The following is an 18,293-nucleotide window of genomic DNA, read 5'->3' on the forward strand; positions in this document are numbered from 1 at the left end:
CAGCAATCATGTTTGTACTTGGAAATATCAATTCCTGCAAAGTACATAGACATTAGATAAAACCTCCTGATTATTATAGTTGGCACTGTTGTCTACCACAGAGAAATCGACTGTGTAATCACGTAAATCTAAACGTCAAGCGTTAACAAACTAATTACCAGTATTAGACGAAAAGCTGTGGTCTGAGTCACCTCGTACCAGTCAAAGCTGTAATGAAATAGCAACAGATCCACAGTGCCTAAATAAATATATCAGAAAAGGATTAGAAATAGCCCAGAGAACCTGGGAGAAAGGAATAATCCAATCACTTTTCTAACATGATTGGATTATACGTGACTAAATGTACGGAATTTTTATGGAGGCCTGGGTTATATTCAAGCAGTATGGCGGTAATGGATATCTTCTTGTACTGTTCTTAGCTTCAATGCTGTATCTTCTTATTGCTGAAAAGGATATGAGGAAAAAGCTTGTTATGGCCGTGGCTCCTCTGATCATTTTAGTGGGATTTTTTATTCCGGTAACCAGAATTGCATATGTGGCAAAAATTCCAGATGGTGGAGATACTTATTACAGAATTTTATGGCTTATTCCCATGAGTGCGATAATAGCTTATGCAGGATGCAAATTATTCATGGAGCATAAGCGGATAGGACTGGTGGTTGTCAGTGCACTTATAATCCTTAGCGGAAGCCTGGTTTATAAAAATGAGTATGTTAAGGATGCAGAAAACGCTTACCACATTCCGCAGGTTGTTATCGATGTATGTGATGAGATAAGTCCGGAGGAGGGAGAACCCAGAGTAAGAGCGGTGTTCCCGGAGGAGTTTATCCATTTTGTAAGGCAGTATGACACGAATATTCTTATGCCTTACGGACGTGACGTCATCCATAATGATTATTACAATGCCGTTTATGTAGCTTTTCAAAAACCCGAAGTTATCAATGCAGAGGAACTTTTAGAGGCTACGAGACAGGCTCAGTGCAATTACATTGTTATGTACAAAGACAGACAGATTGATGTAAAACTTGAGGATATGGGACTGGAATTAGTAAATATGGTTGGTGGATACAATATCTATAAGGATCCGGAGATTGCTCAGTGACATTTAATTCATATTCCTTTATTTTCATATTTCTACCCGTCTTCCTTTTGGGAGTAGGGGGGATTCAGCGTTTTTTATCTGAAAATGAGAGAGCGGATACGCTGATGAAGCTATGGCTGATAGTAATGTCAGCCTTTTTCTTCGTGGGATACGGAGCTTTTTCTATCTGTATCTTTCTTTTGAGCATTGTCTGGAATCTGATATTCTCATGTGTATTATGTAAAAAGATAAAAAGCGTAGTTTTAGAAAAAGATGGCTCTGTGACTGCAATAAAAGCTGTTGCCATAACAGGTAATGCCCTGCTTCTTGCGGGCTTTAAGTTTTTTGGCGGCGGCGCAATGCCTGTTGCGGTGAGCTTCTACACCTTTTCTCAGATAATGTTTATAGCTGAGCTGGGAAAGGAGATAAAAGCAGATTTCAATCCTGTCGATTATCTGTGCTATATTCTCTTTTTTCCTAAAATTCTTCAGGGCCCGATTGCTGATTATAAAAGTGTAATGGGTGGCCTTAAGGATCTTAGTAAAAAAAAGCTAAAAGCAGAGGATTTTACATACGGAATAATGCTGTTTTCCATGGGACTTGCCAAAAAGGTGCTTCTTGCGCAGGTGCTCGGAAAAGGTGTGGATTTTGGCTATGGCGGCGTTACGACTATGTCAGCGCTCGATGCCATTTTGGTTGCGGTTTCATATTCCTTCCAGCTGTATTTTGACTTCAGCGGGTACTGTGATATGGCTGAAGGAATCTGCAGGATGATTGGAATGGAGCTCACAAGAAACTTTGATGCTCCGTATACCTCTGAAAATATAGCTGAGTTTTGGGACAGATGGCATATTTCACTTACGAAGTTCTTTACAAGATATGTCTACATACCGCTGGGAGGCAGCAGAAAGGGAATTTCAAGGACTTATATCAATATTCTGATAGTATTCCTGGTTAGCGGAATATGGCATGGAAATGGCCTGAATTTTGTTATATGGGGTATGATGCACGGCGTGCTGATGGTGCTTCTAAGGGTTTTTCGTGCAGCCGCGCATGCCAAAGATGAAAGTGAAAAAGATCTTGCTAAGACTAAAAATGTAATGGCCTTAGGATTTAGACATGCCATTAATACAGCTCTTACTTTTATATATGTGACAGCAGCCTGGGTCTTTTTCAGGGCAAAAGATATATCTGAGGCACTTACTCTTCTTGGCAAAATTGTCAATATCGATGCCTGGAGAGGTCTCAATATATCAATCAAGTTTGCGGAATGCTTTATGATGGATGAAATCTGGTATATGTTTAAAATCACACCTATACCCGGATGGAGTAAGAGTAATTACATTTGTATGTGGATAATACTGATTTTTTCTGCAATTATGATTTTTGGCGGCAATACGGCGAGGAAAATAGCAGAGAAAAGTGCAGCTTTTATATGTAAAAAAGAGGATGCTTCAAGGGTGGGATCCCTTGCCGTATCAATGCTCTACGGAGTGCTTTTTGTATGGGGAGTCCTGAGCCTTGGCGGTGTCAGCACCTTTTTGTATGTTAATTTCTGATAGTTTGAGGTATGAAATTTGAGTAAAAGAAATGCCAAAAACTTCATATTCAGCTTTTGCGCGGTGGTACTGGTGCTGCTTTTTTTTGTATCGGCGATAGTAATTTATGTTGATCCGTTTTTCCATTTTCATGCGCCGCTCCAGGGATTTCCCTATATCGTGGATAATCAGCTTTCCCAAAATCCCGGAATGGCGGAGAGGATGGATTATGACAGCTGTATAATAGGATCATCAATGACTGTTAATTTCCATACGGATGATTTTGGTGAGCTTATGGGACTAAATACGCTCAAGCTCTCCTACAGCGGGGCTTATCCGCGAGATGATTACAATATCTTAAGTATTGTATTTGACAAAAATACTCCAGCAAGGAAGAAGAATCCCGTTAAGGCTGTGTTTTTAGGGCTTGATATACCGACTATGACTGCGGCTACGGATGAAATTAAGTATGAGCTTCCGATGTACCTTTATGACAAAAATCCCATAAATGATGTGAAGTACCTCTGGAATAAGGATGTGATTCTTGAGTATATCCTCAAGCCGATTATCCAGAAAAAGGGAACAAATCTGTCCGAGGTCTACGCCAGCTGGTGGACGGAGGATTACTACAATATTCAGTATGTTATGCACGGCTATGAGGCCCCGGAGGCTGTTATCGATGAAATGGATGCTGATCTCCTGATACCTCAGACGAAAGAAAATCTGGAGACAAATATTTTACCATTTATAAAAAATAATCCGGATACGGTTTTTTATATTTTTTTCCCGCCTTACAGCATTCTTTACTGGAATAATGTGCTCACGGAAAATCATTTTGAAGCTACGATGAAGCAATATGAGTTTGCGGCAAACGAACTTTTGAAGTATGATAATGTGCGTCTGTTCTATTTTCAAAATATGGAGGAGACAGTGACAGACCTTAATAACTATGCGGATTATACGCATTATAATCCGAGAATAAACCGCTATATGACCGAGTGTTTTGCTGATGGAACGCATGAAGTCAGAAGCATTGAAGAGTTCAGAGATGAACTTCAAAAGATGCGGCGGATAATTGCGGAATTCGATTTTGAAGAGTTGCTTTCTGCTGAATACTGATTAGGATCTATTTAGGTAAGTGAGGTTTTTTATGACAGATTTCAGATCAGAGGACAAAGGAAACAGAAACGGTGGAGGAATACCCGGATGGGTACATCTGGTGATTCTCGGACTCATCGTTATACTGATCGGTTATGGATCTTTCAGACTGATCAAGTGGAACAAAGGAAGAGATGTTGAGCAGGTCGACGAGGATACTTCGGAATATGATGTAGAAATCCTTGATCAGATTTTTCTTCTGCCTTCCGATAAGAGAGAGGGGCATGAGGATGATGGCCGGGAGACCATACTTGTACTCGGTAATGATTCCGTTACTTATGATCTTTCCGAAGACGGTGTATGTGAACAGATTGCCAAAAGTACAGGAAGCACTGTGATAAATGCAGGATTTGGCGGAAGTACAGTTGCACTGGGAACTGCTGATGGCCAGGGCGACATCATGGATAAGTTCAGTTTTTATAACTGTGCAAAGGCATTAACGCAGGATGGCACGAAGGAAATTCTTGATGCAGCCTGGACTTTGGGAGATATCACACTGGAACAGCATGCTCAGGCGCTCTGTGATCTTGATATGAATACTGTTGATACTCTGGTTATTTACTACGATGCTTCAGATTATATCAAGCTCCGTCCCGGTATGAATCCCGGAGATAAGATGGATCCTGTAACCTACATGGGAGCATTGGATTCCGGTATCAGAATGATTCAGGAAAAATATCCTTTTATCAGAATTGTATGCATGTCCTTTACCTTCTGCTATGCCTACGATGCAGACGGACTTCTTAAAAACGGAGACAGGGTGGACTTCGGTAACGGTAAGCTTACCACATACCTTCAGCATATGATCGATACCTGCGGAGAGACCGGAGTCTCTTTTATAGATAACTATTACGGGACTATAGATGAGGGGAACAGTGCAGAGAATCTGCTTGATAACATTCATGTAAATAAGGATGCCAACAAGCATATTGCCACTCATTTCGCGGAGGCTATATATGGGAAATAAGATTCTGGCTATCATAGTTCTTCAGGGAGCTGTTTTCATTTATTCCCTGACGACGGTTATAAGTAAACTTGTTTCCAACTACAAGCTTTTATCAAAAGAGTTTATATTACTATATCTCCTGGATTTTGCTGTTCTGGGTATATATGCGATACTCTGGCAGCAGCTTTTAAAGCGATTTGAATTGTCGATAGCCTATGCAAATAAAGCAATGACTCTTCTGTGGTCGCTTTTGTGGAGTACAATCCTTTTTCATGAAGGAGTGACACTCCTCAAGGTTATAGGCGTGGCGCTTGTAATAGCAGGAACAATTGTACTTAATTCTCCTAATAAAGGAGGTGCGGCATGATTCCTTTTATTGCACTTGCCCTTTGCGGACAGCTGATAGCTTCAATATCACAGATGCTTCTTAAAAAGAGCTCCGGAACAGAGTATCCGAACTTTATCAGACAGTATCTGAATATACTGGTTATCGGAGGATACGGATTACTGGTGGTATCGATGTTTGTGGCAATCATCTGCTACGGACATATGCCTTATATGTATGTAGTAATAATAGAACCTATCGGATATATCATGGTCATGTTCCTTAGCAGAATTTTCTTCAAGGAAGGGATTACGAAAAACAAACTGATAGGAATGGCGCTTATACTTGCCGGCATTTTAATATTTTATCTCCCCGGCAATTTGCATTAATTTATGTAAACAGTTAGAATACAAAATAACTTATAAAGATTTTCTTTTTGGAGGATATTTAATGAGAACTTATCTTGTAACAGGTGGTGCCGGATTCATCGGTTCCAACTACATACACTACATGTTTAAGAAGTATGACAATGAGATCCGCATAATCAATGTGGATGTACTTACCTATGCAGGTAACCTTGAGAACCTCAAGGATGTCGAGGGAAGAGACAACTATACATTTGTTAAGGCAAATATCTGCGACAGAGATGCCATCAACAAGATTTTTGAGGAAAATGACATCGACAGAGTTGTTCATTTTGCAGCAGAGAGCCATGTTGACCGCTCAATCGTTAATCCCGAGATCTTTGTTGAGACCAACGTTCTCGGAACAGCTACAATGCTTAACGCAGCAAAGAAGGCATGGGAGCTTCCCGATGGTTCCTTCAAGGAAGGAAAGAAATTCCTCCATGTAAGTACCGATGAGGTTTACGGATCACTTCCCGAGGATCCCAACGCTTATTTCTATGAGGATACACCTTATGATCCTCACAGCCCTTACTCAGCAAGTAAGGCAAGCTCAGATATGCTTGTTAAGGCTTATATGGACACATATAAGTTCCCTGCAAATATAACCAACTGTTCCAACAACTACGGACCGTTCCAGTTCCCGGAGAAGCTTATACCTCTTATGATTCACAATGCTCTTGAGGGTAAGGCACTTCCCGTTTACGGCGACGGTAAGAACGTTCGTGACTGGCTCTATGTTGAGGATCATGCCAAGGCAATCGATATGGTTCAGGAACAGGGCAGACTTTTCGAGACCTACAACATCGGCGGACACAATGAGAAGCAGAACATTGAGATCGTTCAGACCATCATCGATGTACTTCGCGAGTCTCTTGATGATTCAGATCCCAGAAAAGAGAAGCTCACATATGACCTCATTACATATGTTGAGGACAGAAAGGGACACGACCGCCGCTATGCTATCGCTCCCGATAAGATCAAGAAGGAGATCGGCTGGGAGCCTGAGACGATGTTCAAGGAAGGCATCAGAAAGACCATCAAGTGGTTCTTTGCTAACGAGGACTGGATGGAGCATGTAACAAGCGGAAATTATCAGAAATATTATGACAGTATGTATGGCGATAAGCTGTAATACATTATCCGTAAGATAGGACATTACAATAACAGGAGAGCTTTGGTAAGGCTATTTACCGGGCTCTCTCTTGTTGCGTTTAAGAGCAATGGAGAAAAGATGAGCAAAATATCAATTGTCGTTCCGGTTTATTACAACTCAGACACCCTGGAGATGCTCTACGATGACATGAAGGAGAAAATCTTCGATAAACTCGGAGATTACGAACTTGTCTTTGTGGATGACGGATCCGGAGATAACTCCTGGGAAATCATGAATAAGATCGCAGAAAAGGATGAGAATGTTGTCTGCACGAGACTCTCAAGAAACTTTGGTGAGCATGCGGCCATACTTGCGGGATTATCTGTTTGTACCGGTGACTGCGCCGTTACAAAGCAGGCAGATCTTCAGGAGGATTCAACCCTTATTCTCGATCTCTACGAAAAGTGGAAGGAAGGGAATAAGGTAGTACTTGCGATAAGAGCTGAACGCGATGAAGGTGCGGTTAAGAAGTTCTTTGCCGGAATGTATTACTGGCTTGTGAGAAAGACAATCAATAAGGATATGCCTCAGGGCGGCTGTGACTGCTACCTTCTGGACAGACAGGCAATAAATGTTCTGGAGATGATGGATGAAAAGAACTCATCGCTTACACTTCAGGTCATGTGGATAGGCTTTAAGTCCGCCAAGGTATACTTCCACAGAAAGGACAGGACAGTCGGCAAATCCCGCTGGACCTTTGGAAAGAAATTTAAGCTTGTGGTGGATTCCATGATGAGCTTTTCCTATTTCCCGATCAGGATGATGAGTATTTGCGGAGTGATTTTCGCCATAGCTGCATTTGTAGGCATTATAAGCGCAATCTATGAGAAGCTCACCGTCGGAACTCCGATAGCGGGTTATGCATCCCTGATGTGCGTGGTTTTGTTTGCATCCGGAATGATAATGCTGACACTCGGAATTCTCGGCGAATACATTTGGAGAGTACTGGAAGAATCCAGAAAGAGACCGCCGTTTATAATTGATACGATTCGTAAAAACGATAAATAATATATTTAATAATAAACCCATGATATAAATGGCGTTTTTATGTTATATTATAGGGTGATGTAGTTTTGCATACATCAAAGACAGCTGTGATATTACTTGAGAAAAATTGTTTTTGAATATACAGATTTGGAGGCCTTTTATGAAAGGAATTATACTTGCCGGAGGTTCCGGAACAAGACTTTATCCGCTTACCAGAGCTATTTCAAAGCAGATCATGCCGGTTTATGATAAACCTATGATCTATTACCCGCTATCTACCCTTATGCTTGCGGGAATACGCGAGGTTCTTATTATTTCTACTCCGAGAGATCTTCCGATTTTTGAGGACCTTTTCGGAACAGGAGAGCAGCTGGGTATGTCATTTTCATATGCTGTTCAGGAAGAGCCCAGAGGTCTTGCCGATGCGTTCATAATCGGCGCAGAGTTTATTGGCAGTGACAGTGTAGCACTGGTTCTCGGAGATAATATTTTCTATGGCCAGAGCTTCTCCAAGTTACTGAGGGAAGTGGCATCCAGAGAAAAGGGAGCGACAATTTTCGGTTATTACGTTCGTGATCCCAGAGAATACGGCGTAGTTGAGTTTGATGAGAACGGCAAAGCCCTTTCAATCGAGGAAAAACCGGAGCATCCTAAGAGCAATTATGCGGTTCCGGGACTCTATTTCTATGATAATGACGTAATTGAAATAGCAAAAAATGTTAAGCCTTCAGCCAGAGGAGAGATTGAAATTACAAGTGTTAACAATGAGTATCTTCGCAGAGGTACTCTTCGTGTTGAGACTATGGGCCGAGGCTTTGCATGGCTTGATACGGGTAATCATGACTCTCTTCTTGATGCCGCTGATTTCGTATGTGCATTCCAGAAGAGACAGGGACTCTATGTATCCTGCATAGAAGAGATTGCATATAAGAGAGGATTCATCAATAAGGAGCAGCTTCTTAAACTTGCTGAGCCTTTGATGAAGACTGACTACGGCAAATATCTTGTTGAGGTAGCAAATGGACTCTAAGGCGTTTAGATTGTCTATATTGGCGATTATTACCACGATTGTTCTCATCGGGGTGGTTGTTTATGCTGCAAACAGAGACCGCATAAATTCACTGATTGGTTCAGAAGGTGAATCGGAGGCTGTTGCCACACAGGCGGAGGAAGCAGTATCTACTACCGAATACGGAGAGCAGATTGGCGATAATCTTAAGGGCTTTCTTACTGCCGGAGATTTTTTTGATAAAAGCGAGCAACGTCCGTCCGTTGTAGTAGTGGTGGATAATGTTCCGGTACCGGCCAATGCGGATCCGGAAATATCAGGCGGAAATGTAGATTAATAGTTTGGAGGATCAAATATAAAATGGGACAGTTACAGGTTGAGACATGTGAGATTGAAGGACTTAAGGTTATCACTCCTCAGGTTTTCGGTGATGAGAGAGGATACTTCATGGAGACATATTCCAAGAGGGATTTTGAGAAAATCGGTATCCCCATGGAGTTTGTACAGGATAACCAGTCGGCTTCCAAAAAGGGAGTACTGAGAGGCCTTCATTTTCAGAAGAACTTTCCTCAGGATAAACTTGTTCGGGCAATAAAGGGAGAGGTTTTTGATGTTGCGGTAGATCTTCGTGAAGGCTCTGCAACTTTTGGAAAGTGGTTCGGAGTAGTCCTTTCGGCTGAGAACAAGAAACAGTTCTTTATTCCCAAGGGATTCGCACATGGTTTTATGGTAATGTCCGATTATGCTGAATTTGCATACAAGTGCACAGATTTCTATCACCCCGATGACGAGGGCGGTATTTTGTTCAAGGATCCCGAAATCGGTGTAGAGTGGCCCTATGAGGATGAGTCAGAGCTTACACTTTCCGATAAGGATACAAAGTGGGGTACACTTTCAGATTATAAAAAAGACCGCGGAGTTAAATAATGGCAAAGGAAAAGACAGATAAACTGCCTTTTATAAGTGAGCTTCCCAAGCAGGTGGGGCTGGGCATTTTCTATACGATAGCAATTGCTCTGATGCTGATCATCGTTTTGCACACCAATGTGCTTGCGGATCAGCATACCGAGATGCTTAAGAAGATATGCGCATGCATACTTATCGTAATGTCGATGATACTCGTTACCGCCTGGTACGATAAGCTCATGGTTTTGCCGGTGGAGCTTTATAATTCGAGGAAGCTGATCCGGAGACTGGCGGTAAATGATTTTAAAAAGAGATATGCCGGCTCGTATATGGGCATTGTGTGGGCACTGGTGCAGCCGGTGGTCACTGTTTTGATGTATTGGTTTGTGTTTGACAGAATATTCAAGCAAAAGCCAATGGCAGCAGGCGAGATCGATGTGCCCTATGTTTTGTTTCTTACGACGGGTCTGGTGCCGTGGTTTTTCTTTAATGAAGCACTGATGAACGGAACGACCGCTCTTCTTGAGTATAACTATCTGGTTAAAAAGGTTTTGTTCAAGATCAGTATACTGCCCCTGATAAAAATAATAGCCGCTCTTTTTATTCATGTATTTTTCGCGGGGGTAATGATTGCTATTTCATGCATGTATGGCTACTATCCTACGATTTATACAATCCAGATCATTTATTATGCGATATGTGAATTTATACTGGTTCTTTCCATATGCTATACAACCTGTGCTGTAGTGGTATTTTTCAGAGACCTCACACAGATTCTGGCTATAGTTCTTCAGGTCGGCCAGTGGGCAACTCCGATATTGTGGGATATAAATATGCTTCCCGACAATCTTAAGTGGATAATAAAGCTTAACCCCATGACGTACATCGTAAACGGATACAGAAATTCGATGTATGGTAATGAGTGGTTCTTTGAGCATTTTTATTCAAGTACTTATTTCTGGATAGTTGTAGTGGCACTGTTCTGCATAGGTTCTTTGATATTTAAGCGCACCAAAACGCATTTTGCGGATGTGCTCTGATGGAATAGCTGGAGAAATATACCGGGAAAGTATGGTTTATGGATAAAGACTTAGCGATTCAGGTTACCGACCTGACTAAAATGTATAAACTTTATAGTAAAAACTCAGACAGGTTAAAGGATGCACTTGGTCTGCTAAAGGGTAATGATTATACGGAGCACCTTGCTCTCAATCATGTAAATCTCTCTGTAAAAAAAGGTGAGACCATTGGAATTATCGGAACTAACGGTTCGGGAAAATCGACAATCCTTAAGATAATCACAGGAGTATTGTCACCGACTTCCGGATCGGTTGAAGTGGATGGCCATATTTCAGCCCTTCTTGAGCTGGGTGCCGGCTTTAATCTGGAGTACAACGGAATAGATAACATTTTCCTTAACGGTATGATGATAGGTTTCTCAGAGGAAGAGATCAAAGCCAGAATGGATTCCATTTTGGAATTCGCCGATATTGGTGATTATGTTTATCAGCCTGTTAAGACCTATTCGAGCGGTATGTTTGTGCGACTTGCATTTGCCGTTGCCATAAACATCGATCCCGAGATACTTATTGTAGATGAGGCACTTTCTGTCGGTGATGTGTTTTTCCAGGCGAAGTGTTATCACAAATTTGAGGAATTTAAAAAGCAGGGGAAGACGATTCTCTTTGTATCACATGACCTCTCGACTATAAGCAGGTATTGTGACAGAGCGGTTCTTCTTAACCAGGGTGTTATTCTCGGAGAGGGAACACCCAAGAAAATGATTGATATATATAAGCAGGTACTGGTTGGACAGTATCCGCTTCCCGAAAATGACTTTAAGTCCCTTCTTGAGGATGAGGACATAAGAGAGGCTGCAGGGAAAAAGGCAGATGCTGCTAAAAATGGTGATGCCGCAAAGAGTGCGCCCAAGGAAGAAAAATCCGATGCGCAAAATGAGATGGAAAATCCCGAGCTTCTGGAATACGGAAATAATGGAGCAAAGATTACAGAGTTCTATGCTACCGATTCAAAGGGACTTAGGACAAATTCAGTAATAAAAGGAACAGAATTCACCATACACATGAAGGTTAAGTTCCTCAGAGACATCAGTGCTCCGATATTCGCTTATACCATAAAAAACATTATGGGAATAGAGATTACCGGAACAAATTCTATGGTTGAAAAAGCATTTCTGGAGCCTGTTCATGAGGGTGATGAAAAAGAGATCACTTTCACGCAGAGAATGCTTTTGCAGGGAGGGGAGTATCTTGTTTCCTTCGGGGTAACAGGATTTGAACAGGATGATTTTGTAGTATACCACCGACTTTATGATGCGCTGAATATCACGGTTGTTTCCGATAAGAACACCGTCGGATATGTCGATATGGAATCGACGGTCAGTGTAACCGATGCTAAAAAGGAATAAGACATGCAGGAAGAAGTATTTATTGGGAATGTAAAACTGAATTTCAAGCATTATGCCGGACTGGATCTATACAGTGACGGGCCGATTGAGAAGGAAATCTTCGATATAGTCAGGAAACACAAGAAGGAAGAGTATCCTGAAATAATCGAGAAGAAGGCAAGCTGGCCTATTTTGTATCACCTCTCTGAGCTTAGAAGCAATATTGTAGAGTGGATTCCCATGACAGGAAAGGAAAAGGTTCTTGAGGTAGGTGCCGGATGCGGCGCCATTACCGGCATGCTTTCTGAGAAGGCAGGAGAGGTTATCGCCTGTGATCTTTCGAGAAGAAGAAGTGAGATTAATGCCACAAGAAATTCCGAATGTGACAACGTCACCATTCATGTAGGAAATTTCAGGGATATTGAGCCTGATCTTCCCGACAATTTTGATTTTATTTTCCTTATTGGTGTGTTTGAGTATGGACAGGGCTATATCGGAACGGAGAATCCGTATGAGAACTTCCTTACGATGCTTCAAAAGCACCTTAAGGCGAACGGACGAATAGTAATTGCCATCGAGAACAGGATAGGTCTTAAGTATTTCGCCGGAGCACCGGAGGATCACCTCGGAGGATACTTTGACGGAATTGAGGGCTATTCCAAGGATTCTGTAGCGAGAACTTTTACCAGAAATGGTCTGATTCGTATTTTCAAGAAGTGCGGCATAAAGGATTATCATTTCTATTATCCTTATCCGGACTACAAACTGATGACATCTCTCCATTCAGACAAATATCTCCCGGCATACGGAGAATTGCAGGATAATGTTCGTAATTACGATAGAGACAGACTCCTTTTGTTTAATGAAAAAAGAGCATATGAGTGTCTTATTAATGATGGGATGTATGGTGAATTCGCCAATTCCTTCGAAGTTATTTTGGGCCCCGGTTTCGATACTGTTTACTGTAAGTATTCCAACGACCGTGCCGATGAGTTCAAGATAAGAACTGATATAACAATCGATAAGCTCGGAAGAAAGCTTATCAAGAAATACCCTCTTACCGAGGCAGCAGAGGACCATATTTTCGGTATGCAGGATGCATACTATGCACTTCGTGAAAGATACAGGGGCGGAGACCTTGAGGTTAATGACTGCCAGCTTGATGAGAAGTCGAGATGTGCGATGTTTTCATATGTTAACGGAATTCCTTTGACAGCACTTTTTGACGCGTGTCTGGAATCGGATGATATGGATTCCTTTAACGCTTTGTTTAGAGAATATATGAGAAGAATCGGCTACAGACCTGATTATCCGGTTACGGATTATGATCTTATTTTCCCGAATATTCTTGTTAACGGACCTATCTGGACTATCATAGATTATGAGTGGACTTACGGAAAATGCATTCCGCCTAAGGAGTTGGCATTCAGAGCTCTTTACGGATATATGCTTGAGGACAGAAGCCGCGATAAGCTCGATGTAAAGGCTCTGTATGAACAGATTGGACTTACTGACGAGGAAATAAAGGGCCTTCTTAGTGAGGAGGCGGACTTCCAGAAGTATGTAACCGGTAGAAGAAAATCATCTGTAGAATTGTGGAAGTCAATAGGAAGGACTGCCATTGTTCCGAAGGAACTTGCCGGAAGCAGCGATACGGCCAGAAGTGCCGAGGAAATCCAGGTATATGTGGATGAGGGAGACGGATACAGTGAAGATGACTCCATTTTCCCTGATGAGACCTATGATGAGCACAATGAAGTTACAATTGATATCGAATGCAACGATCATGTGCAGAATATCAGAATTGATCCTGCATTTGCATGTTGCATTGTAACGATAAAGCAGGTTGTCTGGAATGATGTTTCGGTCGAGGAGGGAGAAGCCTTCATCTCAATTCATCCGAACGGCTCCTGGATATCCGAGGACAGTATTGTATTCGGAACAGATGATCCTAATATTGAATTTGGCTTTGCGGATAACAGAGTTGATAAAAAGAGGGAAAACCATCTTAGGGTAACAATGATGACAACTCTTATTCCAAAGGAAACAGCGGTGGCTTTGGAGGACTCACTCAGAGTTACCACTGATGAGAACGAAGAGGAGAAGGGAGAATTTTTTCGCAAGATTAAGAAAAAACTTCTTTCCAAATAAGGGGAAGCCCGGAACAGGGCAGTAAGAGATGCTGAAAGAGATTGCAAAGAATTTTCTTATCAACAACAGAAAAAGAGGCTACCAGAGTAAAGTTAAGGAATGTAAAAATGCCTATAACATCTGGGAGCACAAGCAGGAGAAGCATCCCATTTATGTATCAGGGGGGAGCGCTTATGAGGTCACTGGGAGACTTCAGCTTGTAACGGAGGTTGTTTCCTACACTAAGGTGTGGAGAGAGGCAGACCCAACGGCTACTGCTGAGACGATCCTTATTTTCGTGAGCCCCAAAGGAAGGCTTGCCGGACATGCTGTAGAGAATATCAGGCGATACTTTCAGGCTCATCCGGAAATCAATGTCGCGTATGGCGATGAGGATGAGATGGTCGGAAGAGGCAAATACGGTCATCCGTATTTTAAGCCGGACTGGTCGCCGGATACGTATCTTAATGCATTTTATATCGGAAGTGTATTTGCATGCAGGGCAAATACATATGAAGCAGCGGCTTCCGAGTATGATAATGCTCTTAGAATGCTCGGCGGAACGACAGGAGTAAAGAAGAATTCACCCGAAGCGGTGGGGCGTGAAGCAAGCATGCTTTCGGCCGACGTTCTTTTCTGTATGCTTGCCATAGAAGAGAGAGCATTCGGAAAGAGACAGGGAACGGAATTTCCGATAGGGCATATAGGAGAGATTCTGTTCCACAGAAATCCGGATACGGATGTTTTTTACGGAAGAAGTTTTCATAATTCAAGACATATGCTGATGAAGCCGGCAACGGTCAGCATTATAATTCCGACAAAGGATCATCCCGAAATTTTATATCAGTGCATGAAATCCATTGTTAATACCACTCACGAAAAGAACATTAAGTATGAGATAGTAATAGTGGATAATGGCAGCAGTGCCTATAACCGTGTAAGATACGGTTCATATATTAATCAGATTGACAAAGTAAACGGATTAACAAATATTTCATATTTATATAAAGTAGAGGAATTTAATTTTTCTCATATGTGTAACCGCGGTGCGACAAGGTCGGGAGGCGAGTATCTTCTTTTCCTTAACGATGATATCGAGGCTACTCAGGATGGGTGGATGCGAGAGATGCTTTCTCAGGCACAGCTTCGCCATGTCGGAGTTGTAGGCGCTAAGCTCCTCTATCCGGACTCCGATCTTATTCAGCATGCCGGAATTACCAATGTGAGACTCGGCCCTGTGCATAAGCTTCAGAAGATGCACGACCAGAAGTCGCATTACTTTGGCTTTAACAGAGGAATTCATAATCTGATAGGAGCGACGGGAGCATGTCTTATGCTCAGCCGCGAGAAGTTCAATGAGGTTGGCGGCTTCCCGGAAGAACTTCCGGTTGCTTTTAATGATGTAGACCTTTGCTACAGCGTATTCCAGAAGGGATATTATAACGTCTGCTGCAACCACATAAGCCTCTATCATCATGAGTCCCTGAGCAGAGGGCTCGATACTCTTGATATGAAGAAGATGGAGCGCCTTGCTGCAGAGTATGAGGTACTTATGAAAAGGCATCCCGGTTTTTATAACCATGATCCTTTTTACAGTCAGTACCTTACTGATGATGAGACCATAAGCGCCATAATTCCGTGTGAGGACTTTACTCCGGTACTTGATATTCCTTTCCATAATATCAAGGTGCATGAGAATGGGTTCGCCGAGGCCAGAGAGGATGCCTGCCTCAGAGTCGGAGTTGAGTATGCCGGAACCATGGAGAATTGGATGTACGGCGTCAGAGACGGCGATGTGGTAGACGGATATTTTGTTAAGGGCTACAGCTTTGTAATTGGCTCAGATAATGCATTTTTTGAAAGAAGACTCGTTCTCAGGCAGGTAGAGAGGTCTGATGAAGGTGCAAGACCGGCATCTTCTGTTGTATACAGTATGCCTGTTTATACCTGGTACAGACCGGATATTAAACTGAGATTACAGGATCAGATAGATGTTGACCTTACCGGCTATAAGGTGAGGATTGCGCCCGGGAAACTTGACCCTGGTTATTATCAGGTGGGAATGGCTGCCCTTGACCAGACGGGTAGTTTGAAACTCATAAACTGGGTGCCCAATTTACTTAAGGTGAAATAATGACTGAAAATACAGATTTTGATTTTAAAACAGCATATGAGAAAGAAAAGCTTAAAAGTGCAGATCTTGCGCAGAGAGTGGCTGACCTTGAAGATAAGAATCAGGAGCTTGAGTTTAAGCTTAACAGGATTAAATCCAATCCAATCTGGAAGGCAAGTACTCCCGCAAGAAATGTAATGCATTTCGTTATAAGGCAGAAGGATCGCGTGAAAAACGCAGGATCAGTAAGGGGAGTTATTGCCAAGCTTAAATATAAGCAGATTGAGCGTAAGGCGAAGGTTCACTATGGAACCGAAAGCTTTCCTTCTGAGGAGACAATTGCAACAGAGAGAAATGCCAGATTTGAAAAGATGCCGCTTATCAGTATTCTGGTTCCTCTTTATAACACTCCCGAGAATTTCCTCAGGGATATGATAGAGTCTGTTCTTAACCAGACGTATACAAACTGGCAGCTTTGCCTTGCTGACGGCTCAGATGCAGAGCATGGCTATGTAGAAGAGATTGTCAAAGAATATCAGAAGGACGAAAGAGCCGGGCGCGGAGAAGCCGACGGTGCCGGTATTCTTTATCACAGACTTGAGAAGAATACAGGAATTTCAGGTAATACAAATGAGTGCCTTAAGCTTGCGTCGGGTGAGTACATAGGACTTCTTGATCATGATGATATTCTTCATCCCGAAGTTCTGTATTACTATGTCAAAGCTATCAATGATGAGAATGCGGACTATCTTTACTGTGATGAAGCCACTTTTTCAGGTAAGAGCATTGATCACATGATAACGATGCACTTTAAGCCTGATTATGCGCCTGATAATCTGAGAGCAAATAATTATATCTGCCATTTCAGTGTATTCAAGAGATCACTCCTTGACGGCACAGAACTTTTCAGATCGAAATTCGACGGAAGTCAGGATCATGATATGATCTTGAGGCTTACGGACGCTGCAGAGCATATAGTTCATATCCCGAGACTTCTGTATTATTGGAGATCTCATGCGGGTAGTGTGGCATCGGACATCAGCGCCAAGAGCTATGCTATTGATGCAGCCAGAGGCGCTGTGGCAGATCATCTTAGAAGACATGGTTATGAACACTTTAAGATAACCAGTACCAGAGCGTTTGAGACGATTTTCAAGATCGCCTATGAAGTTGAGGGCATGCCCAAGATTTCTATCATAATCCCAACTTGTGAGCACATGGAGGATTTGAAGAGGTGCCTTGATTCGATATATGAAAAATCGACCTATGACAATTATGAGATTATTGTTGTAGAGAACGGAAGTACCTCAAAGGAAATAAAGAGCTATTACGATGAGCTCAGAAACGGAGCCATGAGCTCTGTTCTTAAAATAGTTGATTACTATGAGGATAAGAATAACCTGAATGAAGACGGTTCGAAGCCGCCGTTTAATTATTCCGCGGTAGTAAATTACGGTGTTAAGCATTCGACAGGTGATTACATTCTGCTTCTAAATAATGACACACAGGTTATTACCGTTAACTGGATGGAAGAACTGCTTATGTACGCGCAGCGTTCTGATGTCGGGGCAGTTGGAGGAAAACTCTATTTCCCGAACAGGAAGATCCAGCATGCCGGAATCGTATTAAGACTGGGAGCTCACAGAACGGCCGGACACTGTCATTACGGACAGGAGGGAATGAATCTTGGATATATGGGAAGACTGTGCTATGCACAGAATGTCTCAGCTGTCACAGGCGCCTGCCTTATGGTATCAAGGTCTAAGTACGATGAAGTCGGCGGATTTGACGAAGGCTTCAAGGTTTCACTGAATGATGTGGACTTTTGTCTTAAACTGAGAGAGAAGGGATATCTCAATATTTTCACTCCTTTTGCCGAGATGTATCACTTTGAATCGGCTTCCAGAGGGCTTGACCTGGAGGGCGAGAATGCGAAGAGATATGATGCGGAATCTGAGCATTTTCGTGCAAAATGGAAGGAAGTCCTTGATAAGGGTGATCCTTACTATAATCCCAATTTTTCTCTGGACCGAAGCGATTTCTCTCTGAATGTTGAGGGCTACAGCAGTTTACGCGATGCATAATTTGACTTTTGGAGTTAGGAATGATTAACTAAATATGTTGAGGGGATAA

At 42.3% G+C, this 18,293-nt stretch carries 16 protein-coding genes; all 16 read left to right on the forward strand.

From position 1 onward, the window contains the following. Positions 1–340: 340 nt before the first annotated feature. Positions 341–1,102: a hypothetical protein gene (locus G596_RS0117590; protein ID WP_022763138.1), complete on the forward strand. Its 762-nt coding sequence runs from the start codon at positions 341–343 to the stop codon at positions 1,100–1,102. Between the two features lie 104 nt (positions 1,103–1,206). Next, on the forward strand, positions 1,207–2,640 hold the full coding sequence (locus G596_RS0117595; protein ID WP_155829351.1) for an MBOAT family O-acyltransferase: 1,434 nt from the start codon (positions 1,207–1,209) through the stop codon (positions 2,638–2,640). Between the two features lie 18 nt (positions 2,641–2,658). Continuing rightward, positions 2,659–3,738, forward strand: coding sequence for a hypothetical protein (locus tag G596_RS0117600; RefSeq protein WP_022763140.1), 1,080 nt, complete (start codon positions 2,659–2,661; stop codon positions 3,736–3,738). Positions 3,739–3,769: 31 nt separating this feature from the next. Continuing rightward, positions 3,770–4,744, forward strand: a complete 975-nt coding sequence (locus G596_RS0117605; RefSeq protein WP_022763141.1) for an SGNH/GDSL hydrolase family protein — start codon at positions 3,770–3,772, stop codon at positions 4,742–4,744. Next, entirely contained in the window at positions 4,734–5,090 is a 357-nt protein-coding gene (locus G596_RS0117610) for a hypothetical protein (RefSeq protein ID WP_022763142.1), read from the forward strand. Before G596_RS0117605 ends, G596_RS0117610 begins: the two co-directional genes overlap by 11 nt. Beyond that, a complete protein-coding gene (locus G596_RS0117615) occupies positions 5,087–5,437 on the forward strand; it encodes a multidrug ABC transporter (protein ID WP_022763143.1) in 351 nt (116 codons plus the stop codon). Before G596_RS0117610 ends, G596_RS0117615 begins: the two co-directional genes overlap by 4 nt. 61 nt (positions 5,438–5,498) lie before the next feature. After that, positions 5,499–6,587 carry a dTDP-glucose 4,6-dehydratase gene (rfbB, locus tag G596_RS0117620; protein ID WP_022763144.1) on the forward strand — a complete coding sequence of 363 codons (1,089 nt, stop codon included), beginning with the start codon at positions 5,499–5,501 and terminating at the stop codon, positions 6,585–6,587. Positions 6,588–6,686: 99 nt separating this feature from the next. After that, on the forward strand, positions 6,687–7,616 hold the full coding sequence (locus tag G596_RS0117625) for a glycosyltransferase family 2 protein (RefSeq protein ID WP_022763145.1): 930 nt from the start codon (positions 6,687–6,689) through the stop codon (positions 7,614–7,616). 139 nt (positions 7,617–7,755) lie between these two features. Then, the gene (gene rfbA / locus G596_RS0117630) at positions 7,756–8,625 is read left to right on the forward strand and encodes a glucose-1-phosphate thymidylyltransferase RfbA (RefSeq protein WP_022763146.1); all 870 of its coding nucleotides are present in this window, start codon (positions 7,756–7,758) and stop codon (positions 8,623–8,625) included. Further along, a complete protein-coding gene (locus G596_RS0117635) occupies positions 8,615–8,941 on the forward strand; it encodes a hypothetical protein (protein ID WP_022763147.1) in 327 nt (108 codons plus the stop codon). The genes rfbA and G596_RS0117635 overlap by 11 nt, the downstream gene beginning before the upstream one ends. 23 nt (positions 8,942–8,964) lie before the next feature. Continuing rightward, positions 8,965–9,531 (forward strand): dTDP-4-dehydrorhamnose 3,5-epimerase, encoded by a 567-nt coding sequence (gene rfbC, locus G596_RS0117640; RefSeq protein WP_022763148.1) that lies wholly within the window; start codon positions 8,965–8,967, stop codon positions 9,529–9,531. After that, positions 9,531–10,550: an ABC transporter permease gene (locus G596_RS0117645; protein WP_022763149.1), complete on the forward strand. Its 1,020-nt coding sequence runs from the start codon at positions 9,531–9,533 to the stop codon at positions 10,548–10,550. Before rfbC ends, G596_RS0117645 begins: the two co-directional genes overlap by 1 nt. Before the next feature lie 38 nt (positions 10,551–10,588). Continuing rightward, positions 10,589–11,938 carry an ABC transporter ATP-binding protein gene (locus G596_RS0117650; protein ID WP_022763150.1) on the forward strand — a complete coding sequence of 450 codons (1,350 nt, stop codon included), beginning with the start codon at positions 10,589–10,591 and terminating at the stop codon, positions 11,936–11,938. Between the two features lie 3 nt (positions 11,939–11,941). Next, positions 11,942–14,068, forward strand: coding sequence for a class I SAM-dependent methyltransferase (locus G596_RS24555; protein WP_022763151.1), 2,127 nt, complete (start codon positions 11,942–11,944; stop codon positions 14,066–14,068). A gap of 28 nt (positions 14,069–14,096) precedes the next feature. After that, positions 14,097–16,181: a glycosyltransferase family 2 protein gene (locus tag G596_RS0117660; RefSeq protein ID WP_022763152.1), complete on the forward strand. Its 2,085-nt coding sequence runs from the start codon at positions 14,097–14,099 to the stop codon at positions 16,179–16,181. Then, positions 16,181–18,244: a glycosyltransferase family 2 protein gene (locus G596_RS22785; protein WP_022763153.1), complete on the forward strand. Its 2,064-nt coding sequence runs from the start codon at positions 16,181–16,183 to the stop codon at positions 18,242–18,244. The genes G596_RS0117660 and G596_RS22785 overlap by 1 nt, the downstream gene beginning before the upstream one ends. Positions 18,245–18,293: the final 49 nt, after the last annotated feature.

The organism is Butyrivibrio sp. AD3002 (assembly GCF_000420905.1).
Lineage (GTDB): Bacteria > Bacillota > Clostridia > Lachnospirales > Lachnospiraceae > Butyrivibrio.